Here is a 25365-nt window from a genome sequence, read left to right on the forward strand (position 1 = left end):
GAACCGTTGCACCGGTACGCGTGGCGGTCCGCCTCTCCTGTCACCCCTCGCGGAACAAGAGGTGCAGCAAGTGCAGCGTACTCGCATGATTGCCGCCGTCCTTCTGACGGCCGTGGCGCTCCCCCTCGCTCTGCCCGGAGCCACCCCCGCCTTCGCCCACCCGGGACACGACCCCGCCACCGAGTGGTCCGACTACGAGAAGATCACGTTGACCAAGAACGTCGGCGAGCCGGAAGACCTCGCGGTGCTGCCCGACAAACGGGTCCTGCACACCGCGCGTACCGGCGACCTCCGGCTGACTGATCCGGCGACCGGCATCACGAAGATCGTCAACACGTTTTCCGTTTACAACAACTCGGAGGACGGCCTCCAGACGGTCGCGATCGACCCCCACTTCGCCGAGAACAAGTGGGTCTACGTCTACTACGCACCGAAGACGATGACCGCGCCGTACCCGGAGACGACCCCGACCGGTTCGGCGCCCAACTCGTTGCCCGCCGGCGCGGACGAGTCGTACTGGAACCAGTGGAAGGGCTACAACCAGCTGTCCCGGTTCAAGTGGACCGGTGACGCCCTCGACCTGTCCACCGAGCAGGTCATCATCAAGGTCGGCACGCAGCGCGGGCAGTGCTGCCACGTCGCCGGCGACGTGGACTGGGACGCCGACGGCAACCTCTACCTCTCCACCGGCGACAACACTCCGGCGAGCACGCCCGGGGCCAACGGCATGGCCCCCAACAACGACGCCCCCGGGATGAACCCCGGATTCGACTCGCGCCGCGGCTCCGGCAACAGCAACGACCTGAGGGGCAAGATCCTCCGGATCCACGTCGAGGAGAACGGTTCCTACACGATCCCCGAGGGCAACCTGTTCGCCCCGGGAACCGCAAGGACCCGTCCGGAGATCTTCGTGACGGGAGTGCGGAACCCGTTCCGCATGGACGTCGACGCGGTGACCGGGACGGTGTCGTGGGCGGACTACGGTCCCGACGCCGGCGCACCCGACCCCAACCGGGGGCCCATGGGCTACGTCGAGTGGAACGTCACGCCCATCGACAAGCCCATGAACAGCGGCTGGCCGTACTGCACCGGTGACAACTTCAACTACAACAACTGGAATTACGCGACCGCCACACCGCGCGAGTGGTTCGACTGCGCGGGCGGTCCGACGAACACGTCACGGTGGAACACCGGTCTGGACAAGCTCCCGCCCGCGACGCCGGCGGACCTCTACTACGGCGACAACAACACCCACCAGCCCGCGGCCTGGGCCGGGCTGACCGACTTCGATCCGCAGGGCGGCCAGGGGCCGATGGGTGGTCCCGTCTACCACTACGACGCGTCGAACCCGTCGCCGACGAAGTTCCCCGAGTACTGGGACAAGAAGTTCTTCTTCGCCGAGTTCTCCCAGGACTACCTGGCGGCGTTCACCGTGACCGGGGCCGACGGGCCGGTGACCGGGATCGAGCAGTTCCTGCCCAACAGCGCGCTGACCTCGATGGCGATGCCCATCACCGACAGCCCGATGGACATCGAATTCGGCCCCGACGGCTCGTTGTACGTGCTCGACTACGGCGACGGCTTCTTCCGTGCCAACCCCGACGCCGGTCTCTACCGGATCGACTACGCGCCGGGAAACAAGACGCCCCAGGCGAAGATCAGCACCGATCGCGCATCGAGCAGCGAGGCACCGCTCACTGTCGAGTTCGGCGCGGCGGCGTCGCGCGACGAGGAACCCGGGACGCTGACGTACGAGTGGGACTTCGACGGCAACGGGTCCTTCGACGCGTCGGGTGTGACGGTCTCGCACACCTACACCGAACTCGGGCAGTACACCGCCCGGCTTCGCGTGACCGACGCGGGAGGCAGGTCCGGGCTGGCCACGACGGAGATCACCGTGGGCAACACCGCGCCCCAGGTGACCATCCAGACGCCAGGAGACGGAGGCTTCGTCGACTGGGGCGACGTGGTGCCGTTCCGGATCGCGGTGTCCGACGCCGAGGACGGCAACAATCCCGTCTGCAGCCGGGTGCAGTGGACCTTCGGCCTCGGCCACGACACCCACGCTCACCCGCTGACGACCGGAACGGGATGTTCCGGCGCTTGGGCGGCTCCCGCCGACGCCCCCGAACACGGTGAGACCGAGAACATCTTCGGCGTCGTGGTCGTGAGCTACCGGGACAACGGGCACAGCGGCGTCCCGGGAGCGCTCGGCGAGGACACGCTCATCATCAACCCGAAGCAGCTGCAGGCCGAGCACGCGGACACGAGCAGCGGGGTCACCGAGGTCGCGGACGAGACGGCGTCCGCCCTCACCAAGGTCACCTCATTCGACCCCGGCGACTGGATCGCGTACGACCCGGTGAACTTCTCCGGCATCACCGCGGTGACGACCCGGGCATCCGGCGCGGGCACGCTGTCCCTGCGGTGGAACTCACCGTCGGCGGAGCCGTTCGCCACCGTCACGGTGCCCGCCGGGGACGGCTGGCAGACGGTGAACACAGCACTCCCGAACGCCCCTGCGGGCAGCGGCGAGCTCTATGTCACCTCGTCCGGCGGCGTGGACGTCGACGCGTTCACGTTCGTGGGCGCCGGGATCGCGGACAAGACGCCGCCGACCGTGACGGCGACCCTGAACCCTGCCCAGCCGAACGGGGCCAACGGGTGGTACACCGGCAACGTCACGCTCACCGTCACCGCGACCGACAACGTCACGGTGTCAAGCCGGCAGTACTCCCTGAACGGCGGCGCCACCTGGTTGAACGCCAACAACCCGGTGACGCTGAGCGCGGAGGCCGTCCACGATGTGCGCTACCGCGCGACCGACAGCGGCGGCAACGTGTCACTGGTCGGATCGGTCACGGTCCGGATCGACAAGACCGCGCCCACCCTGTCGGTGAGCGGCGTCGAGTCGGAGACGTACGGAGACTCCGGCTCGGTCACACCGGTCTTCTCGGCGGCGGACACGACGTCGGGCGTCGACACCGTGACCGCGAAGATCGACGACGACGAGGTGTCCTCAGGCGAGCCGATCGCCCTGTGGCGGCTGGCGCTCGGTGAGCATGAGCTGACCGTCACCGCGAAGGACAAGGCGGGTCACACCACGACGAAGACCGTGTCGTTCGAGGTCATGACCTCCTTCGCCGACGTGCGGGCGCTCCTCGGCGCCTTCGCCGAGGCGGGCTCACTCACGGCCGACGGCGCGGACGTCCTCGGTGCGCAGCTCAACGTGGCCGAGAAGCAGGCGGACAAGGACAAGCCGCAAAACGCGATCAGCGCGCTGGAGCGGTTCGCCGAGTTCGCCGGCAGGCCGAGCAACGTCACCGACGCCGCCGCGCGTGATGCTCTGGTCCGCGACGCGCAGGCGCTGATCGCCCAGGTCCGCGCCATGTGAACCCAGTGATACGCGAGGGCGTTCAGGTCCGGAGACGGGCCTGGGCGCCCTCGTCGTTTCGCCGGGGGTACGGCACGGCGCCGTACTGGCGGCGGATCCCTCGCCGGAGGTAAGAACGGAGGCCCCCTGCGCATTACCTGGTGACACCTTCCCCGACGAAGGAGCAGGAACCAGTGACGGAACCCGATGCGGGCGCCCGGTTCACCGAGATGTACGCGTCCTGCCACGAGCAGGTGTACGCGTACGCGGTGAGCCGGGCGGGCCGGCACCTCGCCGACGACGTGGTCGGCGAAACCTTCCTCGTCGCATGGCGGCGCCTGTCGACGGTCCCCGAGACGCCGTTGCCGTGGTTGCTCGTCACGGCCCGCAACGTGATGCACGGGCGGTACCGCGACGAGGTACGGCAGGCCTCGCTGGCCGCCGAGTTGCGCGCCTGGGCCGAGGAGGCGGACGCGGACGTGGCCGACGGGGTGACCGAGCGGGCCGCCGTCCTCGCCGCCCTGGCCCGGTTGAGCGAGAACGACCGCGAACTGCTGACGCTGGTGGCCTGGCAGGGCCTGTCCAACCGGGAGGCGGCGCACGTCGTCGGCTGCTCGGTGGCGACGTTCTTCGTCCGCCTGCACCGCGCCAGGAAACGGCTCGAAGCCGCGATGGAAGACGCACCGACCACATTCGACCTGAAGGAGTTCAGCCGATGAGCAGGCATCGCGACGTGCTGCGGGTGTTGTCCGAGGCCCGGCCCGCCCAGCTCGATCGAGGCCCGCGCCCGATCGACCTGGCCGCCGTCACCGCCTTCCCGCAGGAAGCCGGCGACCGGGCGAACAGACGCCGGCTGGTGCTCACGGCCGGGCTCGTCCCCGCCGTGGCGGCCGCCGCGGCGGTGACCGTGATGGTCGCCCAGAGCCCCGCCACCCCCACGCCTCAGCCCACCCTCGCGCAGCGGCCCACGCCGGCGGACACGCCCACCACGGCGCGGGGGCTGCTGCTGGTCGCCGCCGAGCAAGTCGCCGACGACCAGACCGTGGGCGGCCGCTACTGGGTCACCAGGATCGAGAACGGCGAGACCCGGCAGGTCGGCCCCAAGGCCCGGCCGTACGACGTCGTCCTCAGGATGACCGAGGAGAAGTGGCTGGCGTCGAGCCCGAAGGACAAGAGCTGGGTCTTCTTCCAGAGCCTCGGCGCCGCGCCGGCCACCGCCGCGGACAAGGACGCGTGGAGGCAGGACGGCTTTCCCGCCCAGTGGACCGAGCCCGCGCCCAAGGGCATGAAACCCGTCGTCATCAGCGCGGAGGGCGGGCCTCGCCTGCTCAGGACCCCCGGCGGTCTGTCCGGCAGGGACGTCCACGTCCTCGGAGGTCAGCCGATCACCTCGGCCGAGTTGTCCGCGCTACCGGCCGACTCTGCGGCCCTGAAGGCCTACCTGGTGAAGAGGTACAAGGACACTGGTGGACTCGAAGGCGAGAACGACTACCTGTTCAACAGCGCCGACGCGCTCGTGCTCGATCTGCCGGTGACGCCGGAGGTGCGTGCGGTCGCGTACAAGCTGATCGCCGGCCTGAAGGGCATCACCACGTTGGGTTCCGTCACCGACCAGCATGGCCGTAAGGGTGTGGCCGTGGCGTACACCCGGCGCGGCGACTCAGGCGCCCTCGCCCAGACCCGGCTGATCATCGATCCGCGCACCGGGCACGCCCTCGCCGAGGAGTCCTGGAGCCTCGGAGCCCGGGACAAGCTCATGAGCTACACCCTCGTCCTCGGCGCCGCCTGGTCCGACGACACTCCCCCGGCCAAGTAGGCACGCACAAGCGAAGGCCGCCCACGAGGTTTCACCTGTGGGCGGCTCTCGCCGTACACGGCCGGGTCTGCGGTGGATCCGCACCAGCCCTGGTGGAAGTAGCCACCTGCCGCCGGGGTGGTGGCGGTCTGGGAGGTCAGACGGCGAACGGCACAGCCAGGGCGAGGATCGAGGCGCCGAACACCACCACGTGGCGGACGTTCTGCAGGATCCACGTCCAGGCGGGGAAGCCGTCCTCGGCCGCCTTGAGGAGGGCGCGGACGTCGACGCGGGCCAGCATCGGGTCGCCCTTGCGCAGGAAGGCGGCCTGCACGGACTTCACCGCGGTGAGGTTGCTGTACAGGATCAGGCAGTTGCCGAGGAGCACGATCGACTGGAAGACCCAGGTCAGGGGCCGGGCCAGGTCGCCGCCGTACAGGTTGAGCCCGGCGAGCGCCACCATGACCGCGGCGACCGCCACGGGGACCGCCGTCTCGTGGCCTCCGGCGTCGAACCTCATCCCGTTCTCGGCCAGGATGGTGGGCCGCACACCCTGACGCTCCAGCTCCGCCTCCGCGCTCGCCGTCGCGGCGGGGCCGTAACGGTGGCGCCCGAGCGGAATGCTCACGAAGGCCGCGGCGACCAGCAGCTGCATGACGGCGACGAAAACGTTCATGGTCGGTCTCCTCCATCTGACGCTCTCCGGCGCCGCATTGACTTGCACTAAGTTCAAGTGGAACGTAACCCATTTATTGAACTAAGTGCAAGAGTTGACTTGAACTTTGTGCAAGTCGCTGCCGGGGGCCCTATCGTGGGGGCATGCCGCGCGACACGCTGACCAAGGAGCAGATCGTCAAGACGGCGACCGAACTGCTCGACGACGAGGGCCTGGAGGGGCTGAACATGCCCAGCCTGAGCAAACGCCTCGGCACCGTCGCGACGGCGGTCTACTCGCACGTCAAGAACGAGGACGACCTCGTCCTGCTCGCCGGCGACCGCGTGTGGGACGAGATCGAGCTGCCCGACATCGCCACTGCGGGCTGGCGCACGGCCGCCACGACGATGGCCGCCGACCTGCACACGATGCTCGGCAGGCACCCGTGGCTCGTGCAGGCCTTCTGCTCACATCTCTTCTACGGCCGCGGCAAGGCGCGCCACGACGACCACAGCCTCGCCGTCTACGAGGCGGCCGGCTTCGTCGGCGAGGAGGCGGACCGGGCCGCGGCCACCGTGTTCACGTTCGTCCTCGGCAACGCCCTCGGCCTGTCCGCCACGGCCTCGCTGGCCCGGCGGCTGAACCGGGACGGCGGGAACGCCGAGGAGCTGATCCAGGACACGGTGACCAAGGCGACCGAGATCGCCATGGAGTTCCCGCGGCTGCGCAGCCGTCTGACCACGGAGGCCGCCGACTACAACGCGGCTCCCGTGCAGACCTTCGAGTACGGCCTCCGCACCCTCCTCGACGGCTTCGAGGCCGAGCTCCGCGAGCGTCGTGCACAGGCTCGCCCGGACGTGCGCTGACGCGCCGTCACCCCCAGCCGCGTGCCCAGCCCCAGCGCGGCGACCAGGGCCAGGGTGCGGACGAACCCGGTGATCCGGGAGACCAGAGTGGCCACCGCCATCGCCCTGCCGGTCCTGATGAGGCGTGGCTGCTCGACCATGCGCGCGTCCTTCCGCTAACGATCTCGCCATCAGTATCCCGGCAGAGATCACCGGGCGTCGGCCGACCCTTGACAGGGGCTGAACCACAGACGTATAAAACCATCTAGTTATAGAACCGGAAGGTAATTAGCGTGGCTGCCGACATTCTCGACGCGACGTTCGCCGCACTGGCGGACCCGACCAGGCGGGCTATCCTTGCCCGGCTGGCGGAAGGCGACGCCACGGTGATGGAGTTGGCCGCGCCGTTCGCGATGAGCCAGCCGGGCGTTTCCAAGCACCTGCGGGTGCTGGAGCGCGCCGGCTTGATCTCCCGAGGTCGCGACGCGCAGAGGAGGCCCTGCCGGCTGGAGGCCGGCCGACTCAAGACCGCGATGGACTGGCTGGCGGACTACCGCTCCTACTGGGAGGAGAGCTACCAGCGGCTCGACGACCTCCTCGGCGAACTCGAAGCCGGCACGTCCAGCGAGCGGGAGACTCGGTGATGTCGCGGCCGGGGAGTGGCGAGGGACTGTCCGTGACGACGCCATCCGACACCGAGCTGGTCCTGACCAGGACGTTCGCCGCATCCCGTCCCCTCGTGTTCGACGCGTTCACCCGGCCCGAGCTTGTCCGGCGGTGGCACGGGGCGCGTGGCTGGCATCTCGTCGTCTGCGAGATCGACCTGCGTCCGGGAGGCGCGTGGCGCTTCGTGTCACGCGGTCCGGACGGCGCCGAGATGGGCCTCAGCGGGGTCTACCACGAGGTCGAGCCGCCCCACCGGCTGGTCCAGACGGAGTCGCACGACGGCTGGGAGGCGGGCGAGGCACTCGTCACCACCGTCTTCCACGAGGTGGACGGCCAGAGCGCGATGACCACCAGGATGACCACCAGGATGACCACCACGGTGCGCTACCCCTCGCGGGAGATCCGCGACAGCGTGCTCCGTACCCCCATGAAACGCGGCGCGGGCGAGGCCTATGACCGGCTCGCCGAACTGCTCCGCGAAACGACCCTGAAGGGCGATCTTCCATGAGCGATTCCCAGCCCGTCGACCTGCGGCACACGCAGACCGAGATTCCGTCCGACGTCGCCGACACCCAGGGCGACCCCGCGCTGCCACCCGTACACCCCGGGATGTTCCTGCTCGAACTCGTCCCGGTACCCGTCCAGGACATCGACCGGGCCAAGGCCTTCTACGTGGCGCTCGGTTTCCACCCGGACGTGGACGTGCGACCGGCGGACGGAGTACGGATCGTCCAGCTCACCCCGCCGGGCTCGGCCTGCTCGATCAACTTGAGCGAGGGCGTCCCGTCCCTCGACATGCCCGTCGGCACGCTGCGCGGCCTGCACCTGGTGGTGAGCGACATCGAGGAGGCCCGGGCGGCGTTCATCGAGCGCGGCGCGGACGTGGGGCCGGTCGAGGATCTGGGCGGTGTCCTCTACGCCGCCTTCGCCGACCCGGACGGCAACACCTGGACCCTGCAGCACATGCCCTGGCGGGGCTGAGCTCCGCGTCGTCAGGCCGGCAGGCCCGCCCGCCGTACGTGATCCAGGAAGCGGCGGGCGGCGGGGCTGGCCGCATGCCCCTTCGGCAGGATGAGGTCGACCCGGCGCTCCAGGCGGACGCCCGTGAGCGGGACGAGCCGAAACGAACCCGTGGGCCGCGGGTGGAGGGAGAAGTCCAGCCCCTGCGGCACGAGCGCGATACCCACTCCCGCCGCGACGAGATCGAGCACCATCGTCCATTCGTTGACCTCACACACGACGCGGCGGGTCAGACCGGCGTCCCTGAAGGCCGAGTCGATCATCACCCGGATCGCCCACTCGGGATGGGTCTCCACGAAACTCTCGCCGTCCAACTGCTCGAATGTGAGGGAGTCGGCCGCCGCGAGCGGGTGGTCGGGAGCACAGGCCACCACGAGGGGCTCCGCGACGAGAGGCACGACGTCGAGGCCGGACATGTGATCGGGCACCGCCGAGACGAGCGCGCAGTCGAGCTCTCCTGACGTGATCATCGTGAGCATCTGCAGGGCGGGCAGTTGCCGTACGGCGATGTCGACGCCCGGATGCGCCCGGGAGAAATCGGCGAGCCAGCTCGTGAAGGGCAACGTGTGCCCGATGGTCTGCAGGGCGCCGATGCGCAGCCGTCCGGTCAGGACTCCGTGGACGTCCCGGACGGCCTGCCGGGCGGCCTCCGCCGCGTCCAGGGTGTGACGCGCGGCGGGGAGCAGGGCCTCCCCCTCGGCCGTCAGCCGGACCGGGCGGGTCCCCCGGATGAACAGCAGCGCGCCGACCTCCTTCTCCAACGCCCGGACGGAGGACGACAGGCCGGACTGGACGATTAACTCGCGGGCGGCCGCGCGGGTGAAGCTGCGCTCCTCGGCCAGGGCGACGAAGTGGCGCAGATGACGGAGCTCCATCGGCCGAGTATCTCAACAGGAGATGGAACTCATCTCCACCAGGTGCACCAGAGCTGGTACGAGCCCTCGCACGGGACATGTTGTCCCAGGCGACAGCCGGCCGCCCCGGGCCGAGGCGATCGACCACCCAGCTTCGAAAGGCACCAGATGACCACCGCACACGTCCCCGACCAGGTGTCCTCACCCGCTCCCGAGGCGCCTGGCCGGCGCATGCGCGTCTCTCACATGTCCGGGTTCTGGGCGGTGGCGGCGGCCTTCACCTCCCTGATGGCCTTCGGCACCGTCCCGACTCCGCTCTGGCCCCTCTACCAGGCACGCGATCATTTCGGCGCGACCACGGTCACCGTCGCCTTCGCCGTCATGGGCGTGGGCGCCGCCGGCAGCCTGCTCGCTCTCGGCCATCTGTCCGACCGGCTCGGGCGCCGCCGGGTGATCGTGCCCGCGCTGCTGGCCGGCATCGTGTCCGCCGTCGTGCTGGCGGCCTGGCCCGCGCTTCCCGGGCTGATCGTCGGACGGCTGCTCACCGGCGTCGCCGTCGGGCTCATGGCCTCCACCGCCACGGCCTACATCACCGATCTCCACCACCAGGCCCGGCCCGAACGCGCCGGCTCGCCTCTGCCCGGGCTCGTCGCGACAGCCGCCAACCTCGGAGGGCTGGCCCTCGGGCCGCTCGTGGCGGGCGTCCTCGCCGAGTGGGCCCCCGCTCCCCTGGCCACCTCCTACGTCCTGTTCGCCGCCCTGATGGCCGTCCTGCTGGTGCTGGTGCTGGTCAGCCCCGAGACCGTCGACACCGAACTCAAGGCCGAGGCCCGGCCCGGCCGGTTCGCCCTCCGCCTCGGTCGTCGCACCGCGTTCGGCGGCGCGGCCGCGGTCGGCTTCTTCGCCTTCGCCGTGATGGGCCTGTTCTCCTCCCTCGGCGCGATCATCGTCCGCGGGCAGCTCGGCATCACGTCCCAGTTCGTGGGCGGCCTCGCACCCTTCACCGTCTTCGCCGCGTCCGCCTTGGGGCAACTCGTGCTGGGCAGGCTCCCCCTGCACCGCCTGCTCATGACGGGCACGCTGCTCTTCCCCGCCGGTCTGGCGCTCACGGCGCTCTCGCTCTACCACCCCGCGCTCTGGTTGTTCCTCGTCGCCGCCGCTCTGGCGGGCGCCGGAGCCGGTCTCCTCTTCAAGGGAGCCGTCACCCAGAGCGCCGTCTCGGCCGTCCCCACCTCCCGGGCGGGCGTGCTGGCGACCTTCTTCGTCGTCGCCTACCTCGGCATGGGCCTGCCGTCGATCGCGTTCAGCCTCGTCATCCAGCACACGGCCCTCGAAGCCACGATGATCGGCTTCGCCGTCGCCCTGTCCCTCGGCGCCGTCGCCGCCGTCGTCACCGCCATCCGCACCGCGAGGTGACAGCGATTCAGGCCGGCGTGGCGAGAAGGGATTCCGCGATGGTCGTACGGGCGTAGAGCACCGAGTGGCCCGCACGATGGGCGCTGACCATGCCCGCGTCCCGGAGGGCGGTCAGGTGCTGGGAGACCCCGGCCGCGGAGATGCCGGTGCGGCGGGCGAGTTCGGTCGTGGAGGCCGGGGCCTCCAACTCGGCCAGGATGACGGACCGGGAGCGGCCGAGGACCCGCGCGATCGCCTCGATGTGCGCGACGGGGCGGTGCTCCCACAACGTGCCGATGCCGCGGGCGGGATAGGCGAGCTGGGGCGGCTCCGGCGAGCGCGACCAGGTGAGCATGCCGTCGGCGAAGACGGAGGGGACCAGCAGCAACCCCGACCCGGTCGTCTCCCGGCGGATGCCGCAGTGCCTGCGGACCAGCCGGAGGGTGTTGTCGTCCCAGCTCACCGTGGAGTGCAGGTCGTTGAAGAGGTGGCCCGCGCCGCGCTCGGCGACCTGCCGGGCACGGTGGAAGACGTCCGCGTCGAGCACCACGCGGATCTTCGCCCAGTAGGGGGCGAGCGCCAGCCCCCAGTAGACCTCGATCTCCTCCGTCAGGCGGGCCAGCCGGCCTTCCGGGTCGGCGCGAAGAGCCCTGCCGAGGGGACCGGTGCCGCCGAGGACGTCGAGGTCGGCCAGCACCTGATCGGCCGGGGTGGCGCGGATGGCGGCGAGTTCGGCGTCGAGCGTGGGAGTCGGCTCGTCGGGCGGCGGGGTGAGGAAGTCGGGAAGGTAGCGACTGGCCGGGATCAGTTCGGCCAAATAGCCCGAGTCCAGCCTGGCGGCGGCGACGCGCGGCCGTACCTGATCGAACCACGTGCGGTGCACGGGATGGGCCGAGCCCATCGCGAGCAGCCGGAAGCTGGTGACGACCTCCCACATCGGCGAGATCGCGAACCGGGTCAGGGCCAGATCGTCGGCCGAGAAGGCCAGTTCGGACAACACGGCCGCTCCAAGATTCGATCTGGACTTAATCAATGGTCATGAGTGTACGGCGGACGCAGGATCACCGTCATGCTCTCCACCTTCAGCGGGCTGCCCCGTACCGCCTGGGTCGTCTTCGCCGGCACCGTGGTGAACCGACTCGGTTACGTGGTCACCCCCTTCCTCGTCTTCTACCTCGGGTCGCGCGGCATCCCCACCGCGCAGACCCCGTACGTCCTGGGTGCGCTGGGCGCGGGCAACCTGATCGGCCCCGTGGTGGGCGGCCTGCTCGCCGACCGGGTTGGCCGGCGTCCCACGATGTTGACCGGACTGATCGGGACGGCTCTCGCCCAGGGCCTGTTGTTCGCCGCGCCGAACGTGGTCACGCTGGCACTCGCCGCAGCGCTCCTCAGCGCGGCGGGTTCGATGGTCAGCCCGGCCTCCGGCGCGCTGCTCGCCGACACGGTGCCGGCGGAGCGGCGGCGCACCGCCTTCTCGCTGCTGCACTGGGCGATCAACATCGGCACCGCGGTGGCTGGAATGCTCGGCGGGTTCCTGGCGACGCACGGCTACTGGCTGCTGTTCGCGATGGACGCGGCGACGTCGCTGGCGTTCGCGCTCATCGTCGTCACGCTGCTCCCCGGCGGTGACGCCGTCGCCGCACGGGCCGCCGATTCCGCGAGCGGCGTGGGATACGGAGTGGTGTTCCGGGATCCGCTGATGCGGGCACTGCTCCCGCTGACCGGCGTCGGACTGGCGATCTACTCGCTCACCGAGGTCTGCCTGCCGCTGGCGATCCGCGACCACGGCCTGCCCGCCACCACGCTCGGCCTGATGGCCACGCTGAACGCCGCCCTGGTGGTAGTGCTGCAACCGATCGCCACGAACGTCCTGGCCCGGTTCCGGCAGATCCCGGTCTACGTGTGCGCGAGCGTGCTCGCCTCGATCGGCATCGCCCTGACCGGAGTGGCACACGACACCTGGTCGTACGGGGGGACCGTCGTTCTCTGGTCCGTCGGCGAGGCGATGGTCGGCGGCATCCCCGGCGCGATCGTCGCGAGCCTCGCCCCGGCCGACGCGCGCGGCCGCTACCAGGGCAGCTTCCAGTGGACCTGGGGCATCGCCCGATTCACCACCCTGGCTGTGGGCACCACCGTCTACGCCGCCGCCGGCCCCGCCGTGGTCTGGTGGTTCAGCGCCGTCGCAGGCGTCGCCGCCGCCCTCGGAGTCGGCGCCCTGGCCCCGATGATCTCCCGTCGCACGGCAGCTCCCACTCCCGTCGCCGACCCCGCTCCCGTTCTCGGCGAGGCCGCGGCCTGATCGCGGCGCCGTCCGCCGTGGTCCTCCAGCACTCCGGCGATGAGTCAGGGCACCAGGTAGGCGGTGTCGCGGGCGTCGGTGATCGCCATGTGGCCGGGCGCGTGGCCGATGGCGAACGGCGGCCGCGACCGCATCACCGCCGCCTGGGGAGTGACCCCGCAGGCCCAGAAGACCGGCAGCTCGCCGGCGCGCACCTCCACCACGTCCCCGAAGTCCGGGCGGTCGAGGTCGGCGATGCCCAGCGCGGCGGGATCGCCCACATACACCGGGGCGCCGTGCACGGCCGGGTAACGCGAGGTGATCCGGACCGCGGCCGGCACCAACTCGGCGGGGACCGGGCGCATCGACACCACGAGGGGACCGGACAACTCGCCCGCCGGCCGGCACGGGCGGTCGGTCAGGTACATGGGCACGTTCGTGCCCGCCTCGATGTGACGCACCGGCACACCCGCCTCCAGCAGCGCCGCCTCGAAGGTGAAGCTGCAGCCGATGAGGAAGCAGACCAGGTCGTCACGCCAGTAGGAGCTCACGTCGGCGACCTCGGCCACCTGCTCGCCGTTCCGGTACACGCGGTAGGCGGGCAGGTCGGTGCGCAGGTCGCCGTCGAAGATCGACGCGGCGGTCTCGCCCGGCTCGGTGACGTCCAGCACCGGGCATGACCGCGGGTTGCGCTGGGCGAACAGCAGGAAGTCGTACGCCCGGTCCCGCGGCAGCGCGATCAGGTTGGCCTGGGTCCAGCCCGCGGCCCAGCCGGAGGTGGGCGTGACGAGCCCCGCCCGGAAGAGCGCCCGCGCCTCCCGTGGGGTCAGCCGGGCCCGGTCGGTCACGTCCCCGCCCGCTCTCATGCTCACCACTCAACGATGCCAGGTCCGGGATGAGAAACAGGCCGGGTCCACTGACGCAGGATGTCAGTGGACCCGGCCTAGCGTTCGCGGCATGACGGAGAACACGGACACAGACGGCCGCCATGACTTCGACTTCTTCCACGGCCACTGGAAAACGCACAACCGCAAGTTGGCCGACGTGCTCGATCGCGACTGCGCGACCTGGATCGAGTTCGACTCGACCGTCCGCTGCGAGCCCGTTCTCGGCGGGCTGGGCAATGTCGAGCCCTTCTCGGCGCCGGCCATGCCGCCGTCGGGGGATCCGTTCGACGCCATGACGCTGCGGTTGTTCGACCCGCGAACCCGGAACTGGCGGATCTGGTGGATCTCCCCGCGGCAGCCGGGACTGCTCGACGACAACCCCATGGAAGGGCGGTTCAGCGGATCGCACGGCGAGTTCTTCGCAGTCGAGACCATCGACGGCGAGGAGGTACGGGTGAGATGGGACTGGGACGACCTCGGCTCCGAAGGCGCCCGATGGGAGCAGCGTTTCTCCTACGACGACGGCGTGACCTGGCACCTGAACTGGACCTCGACTCACACCCGGTCGGACTGACCGTACGGCAGGCGCCCCCGTTCGCCCCTGCCGTACGGATTCCCTACGCGGCCGCGATCAGGGGCGCGTGCCGAGGCCGTCGGTCCAACCCATCGACTTGTAGGCCATCGTCAGGAGAGGCTTCTCCCCTTCACCGAAGGCTGCCTGGTAGGCCAGCAGCCGGCCGGTGTCCGGGTCGACGATCAGCCGGAACTTGGCGGCCGAGTCCGAGGGCACGGTGACCTTCTTTCCGCTCATCTCGATCGCGATGCCGGAACGGCCGAACGGATCCGTCACCTTTCCGGCCACGGTGAGGCCGGGCTGGTCGGCGAGGACGCGGTAGAGAGCCGCCCGGGTCCCCGGTGTGACCGGCCCGGCCAGCAGGTCCTGCGCCGTCGACCAGACGTACTGCAGGAAACTGCCCTTGAGGGGGTACTTCGGGTCGTTCACGTCGGCCTGATACCTGCGCTTCAGCTCCTTCTCCAGGCCGTCCTTGGTGGTGGGCAGCTTCGCGAGCTCGGCCATGCTCAGCTGCTGCTGGCCGATCATGAAGTTGAGCGCCATGTCGTAGTTGTTGACCCTGGGCTTGGTCGAGCCGCCGGTGTGGAGGGTGAGCGGGGGCGCGCCCATCTCCTTCCACTTGGCCTCGTCGGCCGGCGAGTCGAAGGCTGTCTTGAAATCGATGCCGGTGATCGTCCGGCTGCGGTCCTTGGGGCTCCGCGCCAACCAGGACTCCTGCGAGGTGGAGACGGAGGCGGTGAAGGGCAACATCTTCACCTTCGGGCTCTTCCCCGATCCCGGCTTGGTCACGATCCGGTCGACCCGTGAGGTCTCCCGTTCGAGGGTGTACCAGTAGCGGCCGGTCGTGGCCGGCTCGCGCGCCGCGGTCGCCGCGGCCGCCAGCAGGACCGAGTGGGCGTCCAACCGGGTCGCCGAAGGACTCGGAGCCGCGGCGACGGGCGTCGTGGACCGGCCGTCTCCGGAGACCGTGTCCCCGGAGACCATTCCAGGGACGATGATCGCAGCGGCGGCGAGTCCGGCGACGGTGGTGCCGGCGATCAGGAAGAGGGGACGACGGCGCTGTGACAAGGTGATCCTTCGGGTCGGTCGGGGGGTTCGGGGGGTCTCGAACGCGCGGGCCAGATCCGCGGACCGGCGCCGTCCGTAGGCGTCGTCGGCCAGACCGTCCAGCTGCGCCGGCCTGAGCCGGGCGACCAGGTGGTCGGTCATGTCGTGCTCCCGACGGGGGTCTCCGGGCGGGTTCGGCATCAGATCTCCTCCAAGGACGGGCGGGCTGCTGCCCGGTACGGCGGCGCGACTCGTTTCTCCGCCCGCATCGCCTTGGACAGGCGTGTGCGGGCACGGTGGAGACGCACGTTGTAGGTGCGGGCCGAGCAGCCCATGACGGCGGCGGCCTGTTCGGGCGTGAGGCCGTGCCAGGTGGCGAGCGTGATCGCCTCGAGGTCCTTCTCGCGGAGGGAGGCGAGCGCGGTGAGCGCGTCCTCCCTGTCCAGCACGTGCTCGGCGACGTCCCAGCTCGTCTGGTCGGCCGCCGTCGTGAGCGCCGCGATCCGGTCGATCAGGGCCTGGCGGCGGTGACGTACGTCACGCTGTTTGGCGAGCAGGTTACGAGCCACTCCGAGCAGCCACGGCAGCGGCTGATCGGGAAGCTCGTCCAGGCGCCGCCAGGCGACCAGGAACGTCTCGCTCGACACGTCCTCCGCCGTCTCGCGCTCGGCGCGCAGCAGCGCGTAACCGAACACGCTGCGGTAGTGCCGGTCGTAGAGGTTGGTGAAGCGTTCTTGAGGATCGTTCACACCAAGTAGTCCCTCCCGGCGCGCCCCGATTACCGCCCCCGACAAGGAATACGCGATCGATTCGCCCCCGAATCCGACCAAGGAAGTGATCATGGTCGTGACCTGCGCGTCAAGGCTCGATGAGGCGTGTTCAATTCCTGAACAATGTGTTGCGGCCCGCTTCCCCGAGGACGCAGGATCTCCAAGTACCGGGGCCGACACCCCCGGCCCGGCGAGATCGGCCGGCGTCGACGACGCCGATCGTCCCCTCGGCGGGCGACTGCCTGGTGGCCGACGGAGGAGGACCAAGCATGGCGACGCAGTTCGACGATCTCGCCGCTCAGGCGCCGGTCAACTGCGATCAGCTTGGGGGCGAACGCACCGAGTGGATACTCGCTCAGCAGCTCCAGTTCGCCGCGGACGTCTCGCATGAGCTGCGGACGCCTCTGGCCGCGTTGAGACTCCAGTTGGAGGAGGCTCTGCTGCACCAGGACGAGACCGAGCTTCCCGGCCTGCTCGCCGGCCTGTTGCGTGATGTCGACCGGCTCGAGTCGATCACGACCGACCTGCTCCTGCTCACGCGAGTGGCCGCCGGCCCGAGGCCGTCCGAACAGGAGAAGGTCGACCTGGCCGACACGGTGCGGGTGGGCGTCTCCCGGCGGGCGAGCGGCCACGAGGTCCGGCTCCGGCTCGAGCGCGGAGTGATCGTCAAGGCCGTCCCGAGCCAGCTCGACCGGTTGCTCGCCAACCTGCTCGACAACGCACACCGGCACGCGAGGACCACGGTCGAGATCCGGGTCCGCCGCGACGGCGACTGCGCCGAGCTCCACGTCATCGATGACGGTCCGGGCGTCGCGGCCCCGGATCGAGAAAGGATCTTCAGGCGCTTCAGCCGGCTCGACGCCGCCCGCAGCCGCGAGAGCGGAGGCACCGGCCTCGGCCTGGCGATCGCCCGAGACATCGCGCACGCCCACAAGGGCACGCTCCACGTGGGGGACGCCGCGGGCGGCGGCGCGTCCTTCGTCCTTCGACTTCCTCTGGCCGACCCTCCCGACCGACCCGTCAGGTTGTGGGAGCGTCTGAGGCAGAACCCGGTGACCAATCTCTGGGGTCCACAGGATTCCCTCGTCATCGTGACCGCCTGTTGTCCACCAGGTCCGGTCGCGTCGGCGAGTACACGATCCTTCCAGGTGACCAGGTCAGCGGAGGCTGTCTAGTTCGCCGGTACGGCCATGGCGGCGTTCGCCGGCGTGGCCGTACCGGCGGACAACCCTTCACATGCGGCGATCGAGCAGGGGGTTCGCAACGGTGAAGGCGGCAGGACGGAGGTCCTGCCACCTGGTCCGGGGGCCGATCTACTTGAGCCGGTAACGCCGGAGCTTCTGATAGAGCGTGCCCCGGGAGATGCCCAGTTTGGCGGCGGCGGCGGACTTGTTGCCCGCGCACTCGATGAGGACATTCGAGATGATCTGGGCCTCGGCCCGTTCGATCGGAGTGAGCCCGACGGGCTGCGGCTCGGCAGGGGCGCCGGGAAGGGCGCCGCCGGCCTGCCGTCCGACGGGGACGACTCCGCCCAGCAGGAGCACCACCCCGTCGGCCAGCGTTCCCGGCGTCACGGGGAACATGCGGGCGGTCACCGTCCCGCTGAGGCGGAGCGTCCGCGCCGTCGGCCCGGCCTCCCTGACCGCCGCCCACAGGCGGCCCTGGTCCAGATTGAGCGACGTCGCCGTCTCATCGGCGATCATGATGTGGTCGTAGAGCGTGATCACCGGGCTGGTCGTCGCCGCACGGTAGTTGAGGAAGACGTCGAGCAGTCGGCGCTGCTTGGCGGTGGAGGCGGCGTACAGCGCCGCCTTGATCTCGTCGGCGAGGAGTCGCACCGCCATCCGCAGGAGGTGGTTCGCGTCGGCCGCCTTGCAGGTCACGTTGACGGTGCCGAGGACCTGGCCGGTTATGGGGTGGGCGATCGGCGTGGCGGCGCACGCCCAGCTGTGCAGGGGTTGCTTGTAGTGCTCTCCGCCCACGATCATCGCCGGGCGGCCGCTTTCGAGGGCCACCCCGATCGCGTTGGTCCCGGCGTGCGCCTCGCCGTAACGCGCCCCCTTCGCGAATTCGAACCGATCGAGCGCACGGCCCAGGGATCGCTCCGAGACCCAGCGCCAGCTCAGATTGCCGCTGGTGTCGGTCAGGACCAGGCAGGTCGCGCTGCCCACGAGAACGTCGCCGATCTTCTCCAGCACGGGAGCCGCCGTGCGCACGAACGCGGAGCCCGAGTCGATCTCGATGTAACCGACGTCGAGGCGGTCGGGGTTCACACCTCTGTGCTGGGACCGTCGCCAGGAATTGACGATCTCCCCCTGGATATCGGTGGGTTCTCCCCCGGATTGGAAGATCTCCCACGCGTCGAGAGCACGCGCCATGATCCCCCCGATGCGACGCCGTTCTAGTTGACCCGTGTTATCCCCTCTGTCTACCTTCTGGCGAACTTTCCCAGGTAGCGGGCATGCCCAACATTTGGCGCGCGCATGCCGAACCCTTGAACCGCGGCCCCGGACCACGCCCCGCAGCCGGGGATCCGGCCTCAGCCGTTGTACGGCGGGGCGACGCCCCAGCCCCAGTGCGGGACGGGCGCCTGCCGTACGGGCTCGGCTCCCGGCTGGGAGTTGCTGAACGCGAGCCGGGTCCCCCATTCGATGTATCCGGCGAAAGCGGCGCGGAACTCGGGATCGGCCGGAAGCTCGACCTGGTCGGCGGCGTCCATCAGCAGGCTCACCCAGCGGCGTCGCATCGGCTCGGTGATGCCCTTGCCCAGATGCATCGACAACATGTGGGGGTAACCACCCCGCTCGGCCGTGTACCTGGCCGGTCCGCCGAACACCTCGGCCAGCCACATCGCGACGTAGCGGGGGTGGCCGGGGTCCATCCCCTTGAACAGGGGCCCGATCAGGTCGTCGGCCGCGACAAGGTCGTAGAACCTTTCCGTCAGCCGTTCCAGCGCTTCGGTGCCGCCCACCCAGTCGTACAACGACGGGATCGAACCTCCGGCGCCCCGCACGGCTGTCCTCCGGTAGTGGCTCGTCTCCTCGGCGTCGTCCGCGAACGGGCTGATCGCCGCGGAGAACTCCGGATAGAGGTCGCTGTTCCGGAAGCCTTCGAGGTGGTCCTTCGCCGATGTCCACGTGATGCGCAGGATGTAGGAGCTCGGCTCCGCCGTGCTGCGGGCGAGCTCGTAGTCCACACACTGCGGGGCACGCGAAAGGCAGGCTGCCGCCCGCTCGTAGGCCCTCTCGAAATCGTCACTCAGCTCGGATGGAACGCGATAGCGGACGTACTGGACGATCACGACCTGTCACCTCGTCGGGGAGCGAATGCGTCTGTCAGCCGGAAGGCCTCCTGCAGCAGTGTAATCAAGTAAGCATCCACAAGAGGCCTCGGGCGTGTGGCGTTCGGCACCGTAGCGCCGACCGCGTAGGCCCCCCATAAGGGCCGGGCCGGCGGCGGCGGATCACGTCTCTTCGGGGTCGCGGCCGGCGGCGGACCGGCCGCCGTCGACAGGCACGATCGCGCCGTTGACGAAGCTCGCGTCGTCGGACAACAGGTAGGCCACCGCCGCCGCCACCTCGTCGGCCCGCCCGACCCTGCCCAGCGGATGCAGCAGGCCCATCTCGCCTTCGATCCGCGCGGCCTTCTCAGGAGACTGGCTCCCGAGAAGGTTCTCGTATCTCTCGGTGCTGATCGAGCCGAGCGCGACGGCGTTGGTCCTGACGCCCGAGGGTCCGTAGTCGACCGCCAGCGCCCGGGTCAGCCCCTCCACCGCGGCCTTGGCCGTCACGTACGGCAGAGCACCTCGGACGGCCCGCTGCGCCTGGTGCGAGGAGACGTTCACGATCGCGCCGCCCCGGCCGCGTGCCAGAAACCGGCGCACCGCCGTGCCGCAGCCGGTCACCGCCGGGGCGAGGTTCAACGTGATGAGGTCGAGGACGTCCCGCGCCGCCGCCGAATGCAGCGCGGCGTCGCGGAAGACCGCGGCGTTGTTCACCCACCCCGCGAGCGCGCCGGAGGACTCCGCCAGGTCGGCGGCCCGCTCGGTCACGGCCTCGTCGGCGGCGTCGCCCGCCACTGCCGTCAGACGAGACCCGGCGGGGTGGTCGTCGGTCCACGCCAGCGCCGCCGGGTCGAACTCGATGACGACGACGCCGCTCCCCCCGCCCAGCAGTCGCTCGGCTATGGCACGTCCGATGCCATGGCCGCCTCCGGTGACGATGTAGGTGTCGCCCATGATCCCTCCTCGGTCGGGCTCGCACCTACCCGAAGGAGCACGGGAATGTCGCCCGCAGGCCACAAACCGCATCGCCTCATTCCCCATCTCTTCTCTCAGTGGCGACGTGACCGGGGACGGCAGGCGGCCCGGGGAAGGACGCGCGATGAGAACAAGGATGTTGTACGGCCTGGCCGCCGCGACGTTGGTCGTCGGCCTCACGACGACGGCAGGTCAGGCACAGGCGGTGCCCACGCTGAAAGCGGCGGCGGCCCCACCCGCCTGGAAGATCTTCTACGCGGGCAGGCTGACGGAGGGATACCTCCACTCGGTGGCCGCCCCGAGCCCGTCGAGCGCATGGGCGGTCGGCCAGTACCAGGACGCGAACGGCGGCCACCACGCGGCGGTCCTGCGCTGGAACGGGCGCGCCTGGAGCCTGACACCACCCGGCTCGCTGCCGGACATGAAGTACTGGTACTCCGTCAGCGCGTCCTCGCCCCGAGACGTCTGGATCTATGGATGGAACGAGGAGCGGGCGGGGATCGCCCACTTCGACGGGCGGAAATGGCGCGAGGTCGCCTTCCCCGAGCTCCCTGAGAGCGCGCCCGTCTCCTACGCCGAACTGGCCTCAGCGCACAATGCCACGTGGCTGGTCGGAGAGACCTGGGTGTCGCGGCGCGTCCACGGAGGCTGGAAGACCACGACCTTGCCCGCGGGCGTGCGCATCAGCTCGATCGATGCCCGGTCCGCCCACGACGCGTGGATCGCCGGGACCGTCTACACCGAGGCCAGGGGGCTCCAGCCGTACACCGCGCGGTGGAACGGCCATGCCTGGAAGCGGGTGAAGACCCCGGCGAACAAGCTGGGCGTCAACGACGTGTGGGCCCAGTCCAGGAAGAGCGTGTGGGTGACCGGGCTGATCCCGAAGGGCGAGGGCTGGGTCCCGACCGTCCTGCACTGGAACGGCAGGCGCTGGAAGAACGTCAAGATGCCCGACCAGGGCCAGTGGCCGCTCGCCATCAGCGGCAACGGCGGCAAGGTGTGGGTGACCGGCGACCCGGCCGGGTTCGACGGGCCGCCGCTCTACTGGCGCTTCGACGGCAGGCGCTGGACGACGGTCGCGGGCGCCGTTCCCGCCGGCGGCCGGGTCGAAGCGGTGAACGCGTTGGCTCCGATCAAGGGAACGGCCCGTTTGTGGGGCGTCGGCAACTACATCGTCGACGACGGCCAGGTCGCCCACAGCTTCGGGCTCGTCCAGCGCGATCGCTGAACCGGGACCTGCCACCGGGGGCACATCGGAGGCCCACCGGCCCCCGGTGGCACTCCGCCCGATGCGCACGCCCGGCACACCCCGCCTGACGCGCGCGCGGGCTGGATCAGTGGGCCTTCTTGTCGATCTCCTTGCCCTTCGGCGTGATGGCGTGCCAGGCGCCCTGGGCCAGCTGGCCCTTGACGTCTCCCGGCGCCTTGTCCCCGGCGTAGAGGTAGACCGGGTGGTCGTTGATGGTGAGCTGCTGGGATCCGTCCTGGCGGGTCAGCGAGCCGACCAGCGCGGAGTCGATCCCGGCGACGTCGGTGGTGGCGGGAACGGGGGGCCACTGGGCGGCGCACTGGGCGTTGCAGTCCGACGTCGCGGGCTGGGTCTTGTCCTTGTCGTACGCGTAGACCGTGCGGCCCGTGCCGTCGACCACGATCAGTCCGAGGGACGACGTCGAGGTGCCGACCGGTCCGCCCACGACGGGGCCGGGGGACGCCGTCGCGTCCGCGGCGGCGGAGCCCGCGGTCGAATCGGGAGCGGCGGCCTTGGTGGCGGGGGCCGGGGCGGCGCCCTTCGTCTCGTCACCGGACGAGCAGGCGGTCGCGAGCCCGACGACGGCGAATGTGGCGGCCACGAGACGGCCCGCACGGGCACGAGTGTTCATCAGGGTGGTCCTTCGCATGATGGACGGCGAATGGCGTTCCGGCATGTACGGCAAGCCGCTCAGGATAGTCCCGCGTGTACGGCGAGCCGCTCAGGGTGGTCCGGCGTCCTGTGCCGCCGGCCCTTCCTGAGACGTCCATCTCACCAGCACCGGCCGGACCCCCGTCCGCCGGGTGGGGCGATCTTTACCGCCGCCTCTCTCCCGTCAGCCGACGCCCAGGCGGCGGGCGACGGCCGCGGCCTCGCCCCTGCCCGCCACCCCGAGCTTGGTGAGGATGTTCGACACGTGGACACTGGCGGTCTTGGCCGAGATGAACAGCGCGCCGGCGATCTCGCGGTTGCTCCGGCCCTCCGCGATCAGGCGGAGCACCTCGCGCTCCCGCGGAGTCAGCCCGAACGAGTCGTCCCCGGATCGCGGGCCGATCGACACGCGAACGCGGCGGGCCCGGGTCTCGATCTCCTCGAGCAGCGGCTGCGCGCCGACCGAGTGGGCCAGCTCGGCCGCACGGTGGAGCCGGGCCGCCGCGTCCTCCTTGCCTGCGGCCTCCGCCGCGCGGAGCAGCGCGTAGGCCTCCGAGTACGGTTCGCCCAGCGCCTTCCATTCCGCGGCCGCGGCGTCCCACTCGCTCTGGCTGGAACGGCCTTCGGCCCGCGCGGCCTCGGCGTGGAACACGAGGGCGTAGGCCTGCTGGATGCGGACGCGCACGGGCGTCCTGGACGCCTGCCCGCGCAGCTCGCCCAGCAGCCCGGCCGCGCGTTCTCCGCCCGCCTCGGCGCAGGCGCGTGCGGCGCTCGCCAGCACCGGCCAGCCGTACCGGGGGCTGGCGCAGAGGCAGAGCTCCTTCAGCACGTAGTCGACGACGTCGAGAGCGCCCGGCAGGTCGCCCTGGGCGACGCGGAGGTCCATCCGCAGCCGCTCGGGCGGGAAGAAGTCCTGGACGAGTGAGGAGGAGGACGCCCGCACCGTGTCGAGGGCGGCCACCGCGTCGGCGGCGGCGTCGAGGTCGCCGCGCGCCACCGCGACGCACCCGATCAGCCAGTGCAGCGAGATCCGGGTCAGCCGGGGAGGCGACAACTCCAGCGCGTGCTCGACCAGCTCGAGGACCTCGTCCCAGCAGCCGAGCGCGAACAGCGGCTCCGCCAGGTTCATCGTGAGGAACGAGCCTGACGTGCGGGCCTGGCCGTGCCGGCCCGCGGCCTCGATGCCCCGCCGCGCCGCGGCCGCGGCGCGTTCGTGCTCGCCCATCCCCTCGAGGACGTGCGCCTCGTTGGTCGCCACCCTGAGCAGCACGGAGTCGGCGGCCCCGCGCTCGGAGACCCGTACGGCCTCCGCCAGGGCGGCCACGTGCCGCTCCGCGTCCCCTTCGTCGAAGTCGCACCCGGCGAGCGTGATGAGCGCGTGGGCCTCGACGGTGGCGTCGCCCACCGCGCGGGCCATGGCCAGCGCCTCCGCGGCGAGGGCGCGGGCCTCGTCCCGGCCCGACGGCATCAGGTAGAGCCGCTGTGCCAGGGTGGACAACACCCGCGCCCGGGGCAGGCTGGGCGGGTGCGCGGGCACCAGCCTGGCCGCCTCGTGCAGGTCGTCGAGAACCGTGGCGTCCCCCAGCTTGATCTTGATCCTGGCCCGCTGTTCGAGGATTCCCGCGGCGCGCACCGGGTCGTCGATCTCCCTCAGCGCCTCCCGGGCGTACGCGATCCCCCGATCGGTCTCGCCCGCCACGTTGGCCGCCTCGATCGCCGCCTCCAGCACCGACGTGTGGTCGACCCCGAGACGCTCCTGCGCGTCCGGCACCTTCTTCCACAGGTCGAGGACGCGGTCGAGCATCTGCAGCGACTCGGTGGAGGCGGCCGCCTCCTTCGCGACCCACGCGGCCTTCCACGCGCTGACCAGCGCCCCGGTGTCGTCGTGCACGGAGTACCAGTGGAAGGCCAGCGCCGCGGGCGCGCGGCCCGGCGGCACCAGGGACGGGTCGGCCTCGAGGGCCTCGGCGAACCTGGCGTGGCTGCGGGCGTGCTCGCCCGGCAGCAGGTCGCCGTGGACCGCGTCGCGCAGCAGGGCGTGCCGGAAGGAGTACGCCTCACCGTCCACGACCACGACGTTGCCGGAGACCGCCGGCCGGAGCACCCGTGACAGGGCGGCGTCGTCGAGCCCGCTGACCGCCGCGAGCAAGGCGTGCTCGACCCGGGCGCCTCCCGCACTGGCCAGCCGCAGGATCTCCTGGGTCTCCTCGGGAAGCTTGTGCACGGCTCCGAGCATGAGATCGCGCAGCGACTCGGGCAGTTCGCCCTCGATCCTGCCGTCGCCGAGCAGTGCCTCGACGAACAGCGGGTTGCCCTCGCTGCGCTCGTAGATCCGGTCGAGCAGCCGCGGGTCGAGCTCGCGGCCGAGGATGCTGCGCGCCTGTTCCGCGACCGCCCGGCGGGGCAGGCGGTCGAGCTCGAGCCTGCGCACCCAGGGGATCCGGTCGAGGTCGGCGACCAGCGGCCGGAGCGGATGCGTGCGGTGCAGTTCGTCCGACCGGAAGGCGACGATCGCCAGGACTCCGGGAGGCAGGTTGCCGATCAGGTAGCTGAGCAGGTCGCGGGTCGAGCGTTCCGCCCACTGCGCGTCCTCGATGACCAGGATCACCGGCCTGTCCTCGGCCAGCCGCTCGAAGAGCAGCAGGACGTGGTCGAACAGGCGCGTCCTGGCCGTCGACGTGCCGGACTCGGTGTCCGGCTCGCCGAACTCGGGGAGCAGGCGGGCGAGCCCACGGGGCGAGCCGCCGGGCAACAGCGCGGTGACCCCCTCCACGCCGATCTGCCTGACGAGCCGGCGGAGCACGCCGCTGAAGGGCGCGTACGGCAGGCCCTCCGCGCTGATCTGGTGGCAGGCGCCGATCAGCGCCAGCGCCCCCTCCGCCCCCCTGCGCTGCCGGACCCGTTGCAGGAACTCCCTGATCAGCCTGCTCTTCCCGACGCCCGCCTCGCCCCCGACGAGCAGCGCCGTGGGAAGCTCCTCCATGGCCGCGTCGAGGAAGGCGAGCTCACCGGAGCGCCCCACCAGAGTCGAACTAATCCCCCGAGTAG

The 25365-nt window shown here is 70.7% G+C and carries 24 protein-coding genes; 13 read left to right on the forward strand and 11 right to left on the reverse strand.

What is annotated here, in order from left to right; genetic code table 11:
- Window positions 1–85 precede the first annotated feature (85 nt).
- The 3 genes from Pph01_RS32845 to Pph01_RS32855 all read left to right on the forward strand — a co-directional run bounded on the left by Pph01_RS32845 (window position 86) and on the right by Pph01_RS32855 (window position 5189).
- Window positions 86–3394 (forward strand): PQQ-dependent sugar dehydrogenase, encoded by a 3309-nt coding sequence (locus tag Pph01_RS32845; RefSeq protein ID WP_204077082.1) that lies wholly within the window; start codon window positions 86–88, stop codon window positions 3392–3394.
- Between the two features lie 173 nt (window positions 3395–3567).
- Window positions 3568–4092 carry an RNA polymerase sigma factor gene (locus Pph01_RS32850; RefSeq protein WP_239117186.1) on the forward strand — a complete coding sequence of 175 codons (525 nt, stop codon included), beginning with the start codon at window positions 3568–3570 and terminating at the stop codon, window positions 4090–4092.
- The gene (locus Pph01_RS32855) at window positions 4089–5189 is read left to right on the forward strand and encodes a CU044_5270 family protein (RefSeq protein WP_204077083.1); all 1101 of its coding nucleotides are present in this window, start codon (window positions 4089–4091) and stop codon (window positions 5187–5189) included. Before Pph01_RS32850 ends, Pph01_RS32855 begins: the two co-directional genes overlap by 4 nt.
- A 136-nt stretch (window positions 5190–5325) precedes the next feature.
- Here Pph01_RS32855 and Pph01_RS32860 read toward each other — a convergent pair whose 3' ends face one another.
- Window positions 5326–5844: a hypothetical protein gene (locus tag Pph01_RS32860; RefSeq protein WP_204077084.1), complete on the reverse strand. Its 519-nt coding sequence runs from the start codon at window positions 5842–5844 to the stop codon at window positions 5326–5328.
- A 143-nt stretch (window positions 5845–5987) separates the two neighbouring features.
- Between Pph01_RS32860 and Pph01_RS32865 the strand changes: the two genes are divergently transcribed.
- The 5 genes from Pph01_RS32865 to Pph01_RS32885 all read left to right on the forward strand — a co-directional run bounded on the left by Pph01_RS32865 (window position 5988) and on the right by Pph01_RS32885 (window position 8315).
- On the forward strand, window positions 5988–6689 hold the full coding sequence (locus Pph01_RS32865) for a TetR/AcrR family transcriptional regulator (protein WP_204077085.1): 702 nt from the start codon (window positions 5988–5990) through the stop codon (window positions 6687–6689).
- A 21-nt stretch (window positions 6690–6710) separates the two neighbouring features.
- Window positions 6711–6848, forward strand: coding sequence for a hypothetical protein (locus Pph01_RS32870; RefSeq protein ID WP_204077086.1), 138 nt, complete (start codon window positions 6711–6713; stop codon window positions 6846–6848).
- Window positions 6849–6961: 113 nt separating this feature from the next.
- The gene (locus Pph01_RS32875) at window positions 6962–7312 is read left to right on the forward strand and encodes an ArsR/SmtB family transcription factor (protein ID WP_204077087.1); all 351 of its coding nucleotides are present in this window, start codon (window positions 6962–6964) and stop codon (window positions 7310–7312) included.
- Window positions 7313–7344: 32 nt separating this feature from the next.
- Window positions 7345–7842: an SRPBCC family protein gene (locus Pph01_RS32880; RefSeq protein ID WP_239117187.1), complete on the forward strand. Its 498-nt coding sequence runs from the start codon at window positions 7345–7347 to the stop codon at window positions 7840–7842.
- Window positions 7839–8315 carry a VOC family protein gene (locus Pph01_RS32885; RefSeq protein WP_239117188.1) on the forward strand — a complete coding sequence of 159 codons (477 nt, stop codon included), beginning with the start codon at window positions 7839–7841 and terminating at the stop codon, window positions 8313–8315. Before Pph01_RS32880 ends, Pph01_RS32885 begins: the two co-directional genes overlap by 4 nt.
- Window positions 8316–8326: 11 nt before the next feature.
- On the opposite strand, the gene Pph01_RS32890 is transcribed toward Pph01_RS32885, so the two are convergent.
- Window positions 8327–9229, reverse strand: a complete 903-nt coding sequence (locus Pph01_RS32890; protein ID WP_204077089.1) for a LysR family transcriptional regulator — start codon at window positions 9227–9229, stop codon at window positions 8327–8329.
- 147 nt (window positions 9230–9376) lie between these two features.
- On the opposite strand from Pph01_RS32890, the gene Pph01_RS32895 reads away from it, so the two are divergent.
- The gene (locus Pph01_RS32895; protein ID WP_239117189.1) at window positions 9377–10624 is read left to right on the forward strand and encodes an MFS transporter; all 1248 of its coding nucleotides are present in this window, start codon (window positions 9377–9379) and stop codon (window positions 10622–10624) included.
- 7 nt (window positions 10625–10631) lie between these two features.
- Here Pph01_RS32895 and Pph01_RS32900 read toward each other — a convergent pair whose 3' ends face one another.
- Window positions 10632–11603, reverse strand: coding sequence for an ArsR/SmtB family transcription factor (locus Pph01_RS32900; protein ID WP_204077090.1), 972 nt, complete (start codon window positions 11601–11603; stop codon window positions 10632–10634).
- A 69-nt stretch (window positions 11604–11672) separates the two neighbouring features.
- Here Pph01_RS32900 and Pph01_RS32905 point away from each other — a divergent pair, with 69 nt between their 5' ends.
- Window positions 11673–12902 (forward strand): MFS transporter, encoded by a 1230-nt coding sequence (locus tag Pph01_RS32905; protein WP_204077091.1) that lies wholly within the window; start codon window positions 11673–11675, stop codon window positions 12900–12902.
- 44 nt (window positions 12903–12946) lie between these two features.
- On the opposite strand, the gene Pph01_RS32910 is transcribed toward Pph01_RS32905, so the two are convergent.
- A complete protein-coding gene (locus tag Pph01_RS32910) occupies window positions 12947–13747 on the reverse strand; it encodes a putative hydro-lyase (RefSeq protein ID WP_204077173.1) in 801 nt (266 codons plus the stop codon).
- Window positions 13748–13838: 91 nt separating this feature from the next.
- Between Pph01_RS32910 and Pph01_RS32915 the strand changes: the two genes are divergently transcribed.
- Window positions 13839–14342 carry a hypothetical protein gene (locus Pph01_RS32915; protein WP_204077092.1) on the forward strand — a complete coding sequence of 168 codons (504 nt, stop codon included), beginning with the start codon at window positions 13839–13841 and terminating at the stop codon, window positions 14340–14342.
- A 57-nt stretch (window positions 14343–14399) separates the two neighbouring features.
- Here the strand turns inward: Pph01_RS32915 and Pph01_RS32920 are convergent, their stop codons facing one another.
- Together Pph01_RS32920 and Pph01_RS32925 are read right to left on the reverse strand one after the other, a co-directional pair.
- Window positions 14400–15590, reverse strand: coding sequence for a CU044_5270 family protein (locus tag Pph01_RS32920; protein ID WP_204077093.1), 1191 nt, complete (start codon window positions 15588–15590; stop codon window positions 14400–14402).
- Window positions 15590–16138 (reverse strand): RNA polymerase sigma factor, encoded by a 549-nt coding sequence (locus Pph01_RS32925; RefSeq protein WP_239117190.1) that lies wholly within the window; start codon window positions 16136–16138, stop codon window positions 15590–15592. The genes Pph01_RS32920 and Pph01_RS32925 overlap by 1 nt, the downstream gene beginning before the upstream one ends.
- 290 nt (window positions 16139–16428) lie before the next feature.
- Between Pph01_RS32925 and Pph01_RS32930 the strand changes: the two genes are divergently transcribed.
- Entirely contained in the window at window positions 16429–17334 is a 906-nt protein-coding gene (locus Pph01_RS32930; RefSeq protein ID WP_204077095.1) for a sensor histidine kinase, read from the forward strand.
- A 138-nt stretch (window positions 17335–17472) separates the two neighbouring features.
- Here the strand turns inward: Pph01_RS32930 and Pph01_RS32935 are convergent, their stop codons facing one another.
- The 3 genes from Pph01_RS32935 to Pph01_RS32945 form a co-directional block, all read right to left on the reverse strand.
- Window positions 17473–18537 carry a helix-turn-helix domain-containing protein gene (locus tag Pph01_RS32935; RefSeq protein ID WP_204077096.1) on the reverse strand — a complete coding sequence of 355 codons (1065 nt, stop codon included), beginning with the start codon at window positions 18535–18537 and terminating at the stop codon, window positions 17473–17475.
- 161 nt (window positions 18538–18698) lie between these two features.
- Entirely contained in the window at window positions 18699–19460 is a 762-nt protein-coding gene (locus tag Pph01_RS32940; RefSeq protein WP_204077097.1) for a globin domain-containing protein, read from the reverse strand.
- Between the two features lie 162 nt (window positions 19461–19622).
- Complete coding sequence (locus tag Pph01_RS32945; protein ID WP_239117191.1) at window positions 19623–20396, reverse strand: SDR family NAD(P)-dependent oxidoreductase; 774 nt, start codon at window positions 20394–20396, stop codon at window positions 19623–19625.
- A 145-nt stretch (window positions 20397–20541) separates the two neighbouring features.
- Between Pph01_RS32945 and Pph01_RS32950 the strand changes: the two genes are divergently transcribed.
- A complete protein-coding gene (locus Pph01_RS32950) occupies window positions 20542–21645 on the forward strand; it encodes a hypothetical protein (protein WP_204077098.1) in 1104 nt (367 codons plus the stop codon).
- Between the two features lie 106 nt (window positions 21646–21751).
- Here the strand turns inward: Pph01_RS32950 and Pph01_RS32955 are convergent, their stop codons facing one another.
- Window positions 21752–22297: a COG4315 family predicted lipoprotein gene (locus Pph01_RS32955; protein WP_204077099.1), complete on the reverse strand. Its 546-nt coding sequence runs from the start codon at window positions 22295–22297 to the stop codon at window positions 21752–21754.
- A 204-nt stretch (window positions 22298–22501) separates the two neighbouring features.
- Window positions 22502–25339, reverse strand: coding sequence for a helix-turn-helix transcriptional regulator (locus Pph01_RS43465; RefSeq protein WP_275412903.1), 2838 nt, complete (start codon window positions 25337–25339; stop codon window positions 22502–22504).
- Window positions 25340–25365: the final 26 nt, after the last annotated feature.

This window comes from Planotetraspora phitsanulokensis, assembly GCF_016863295.1.
GTDB classification, from domain to species: Bacteria; Actinomycetota; Actinomycetes; order Streptosporangiales; family Streptosporangiaceae; genus Planotetraspora; species Planotetraspora phitsanulokensis.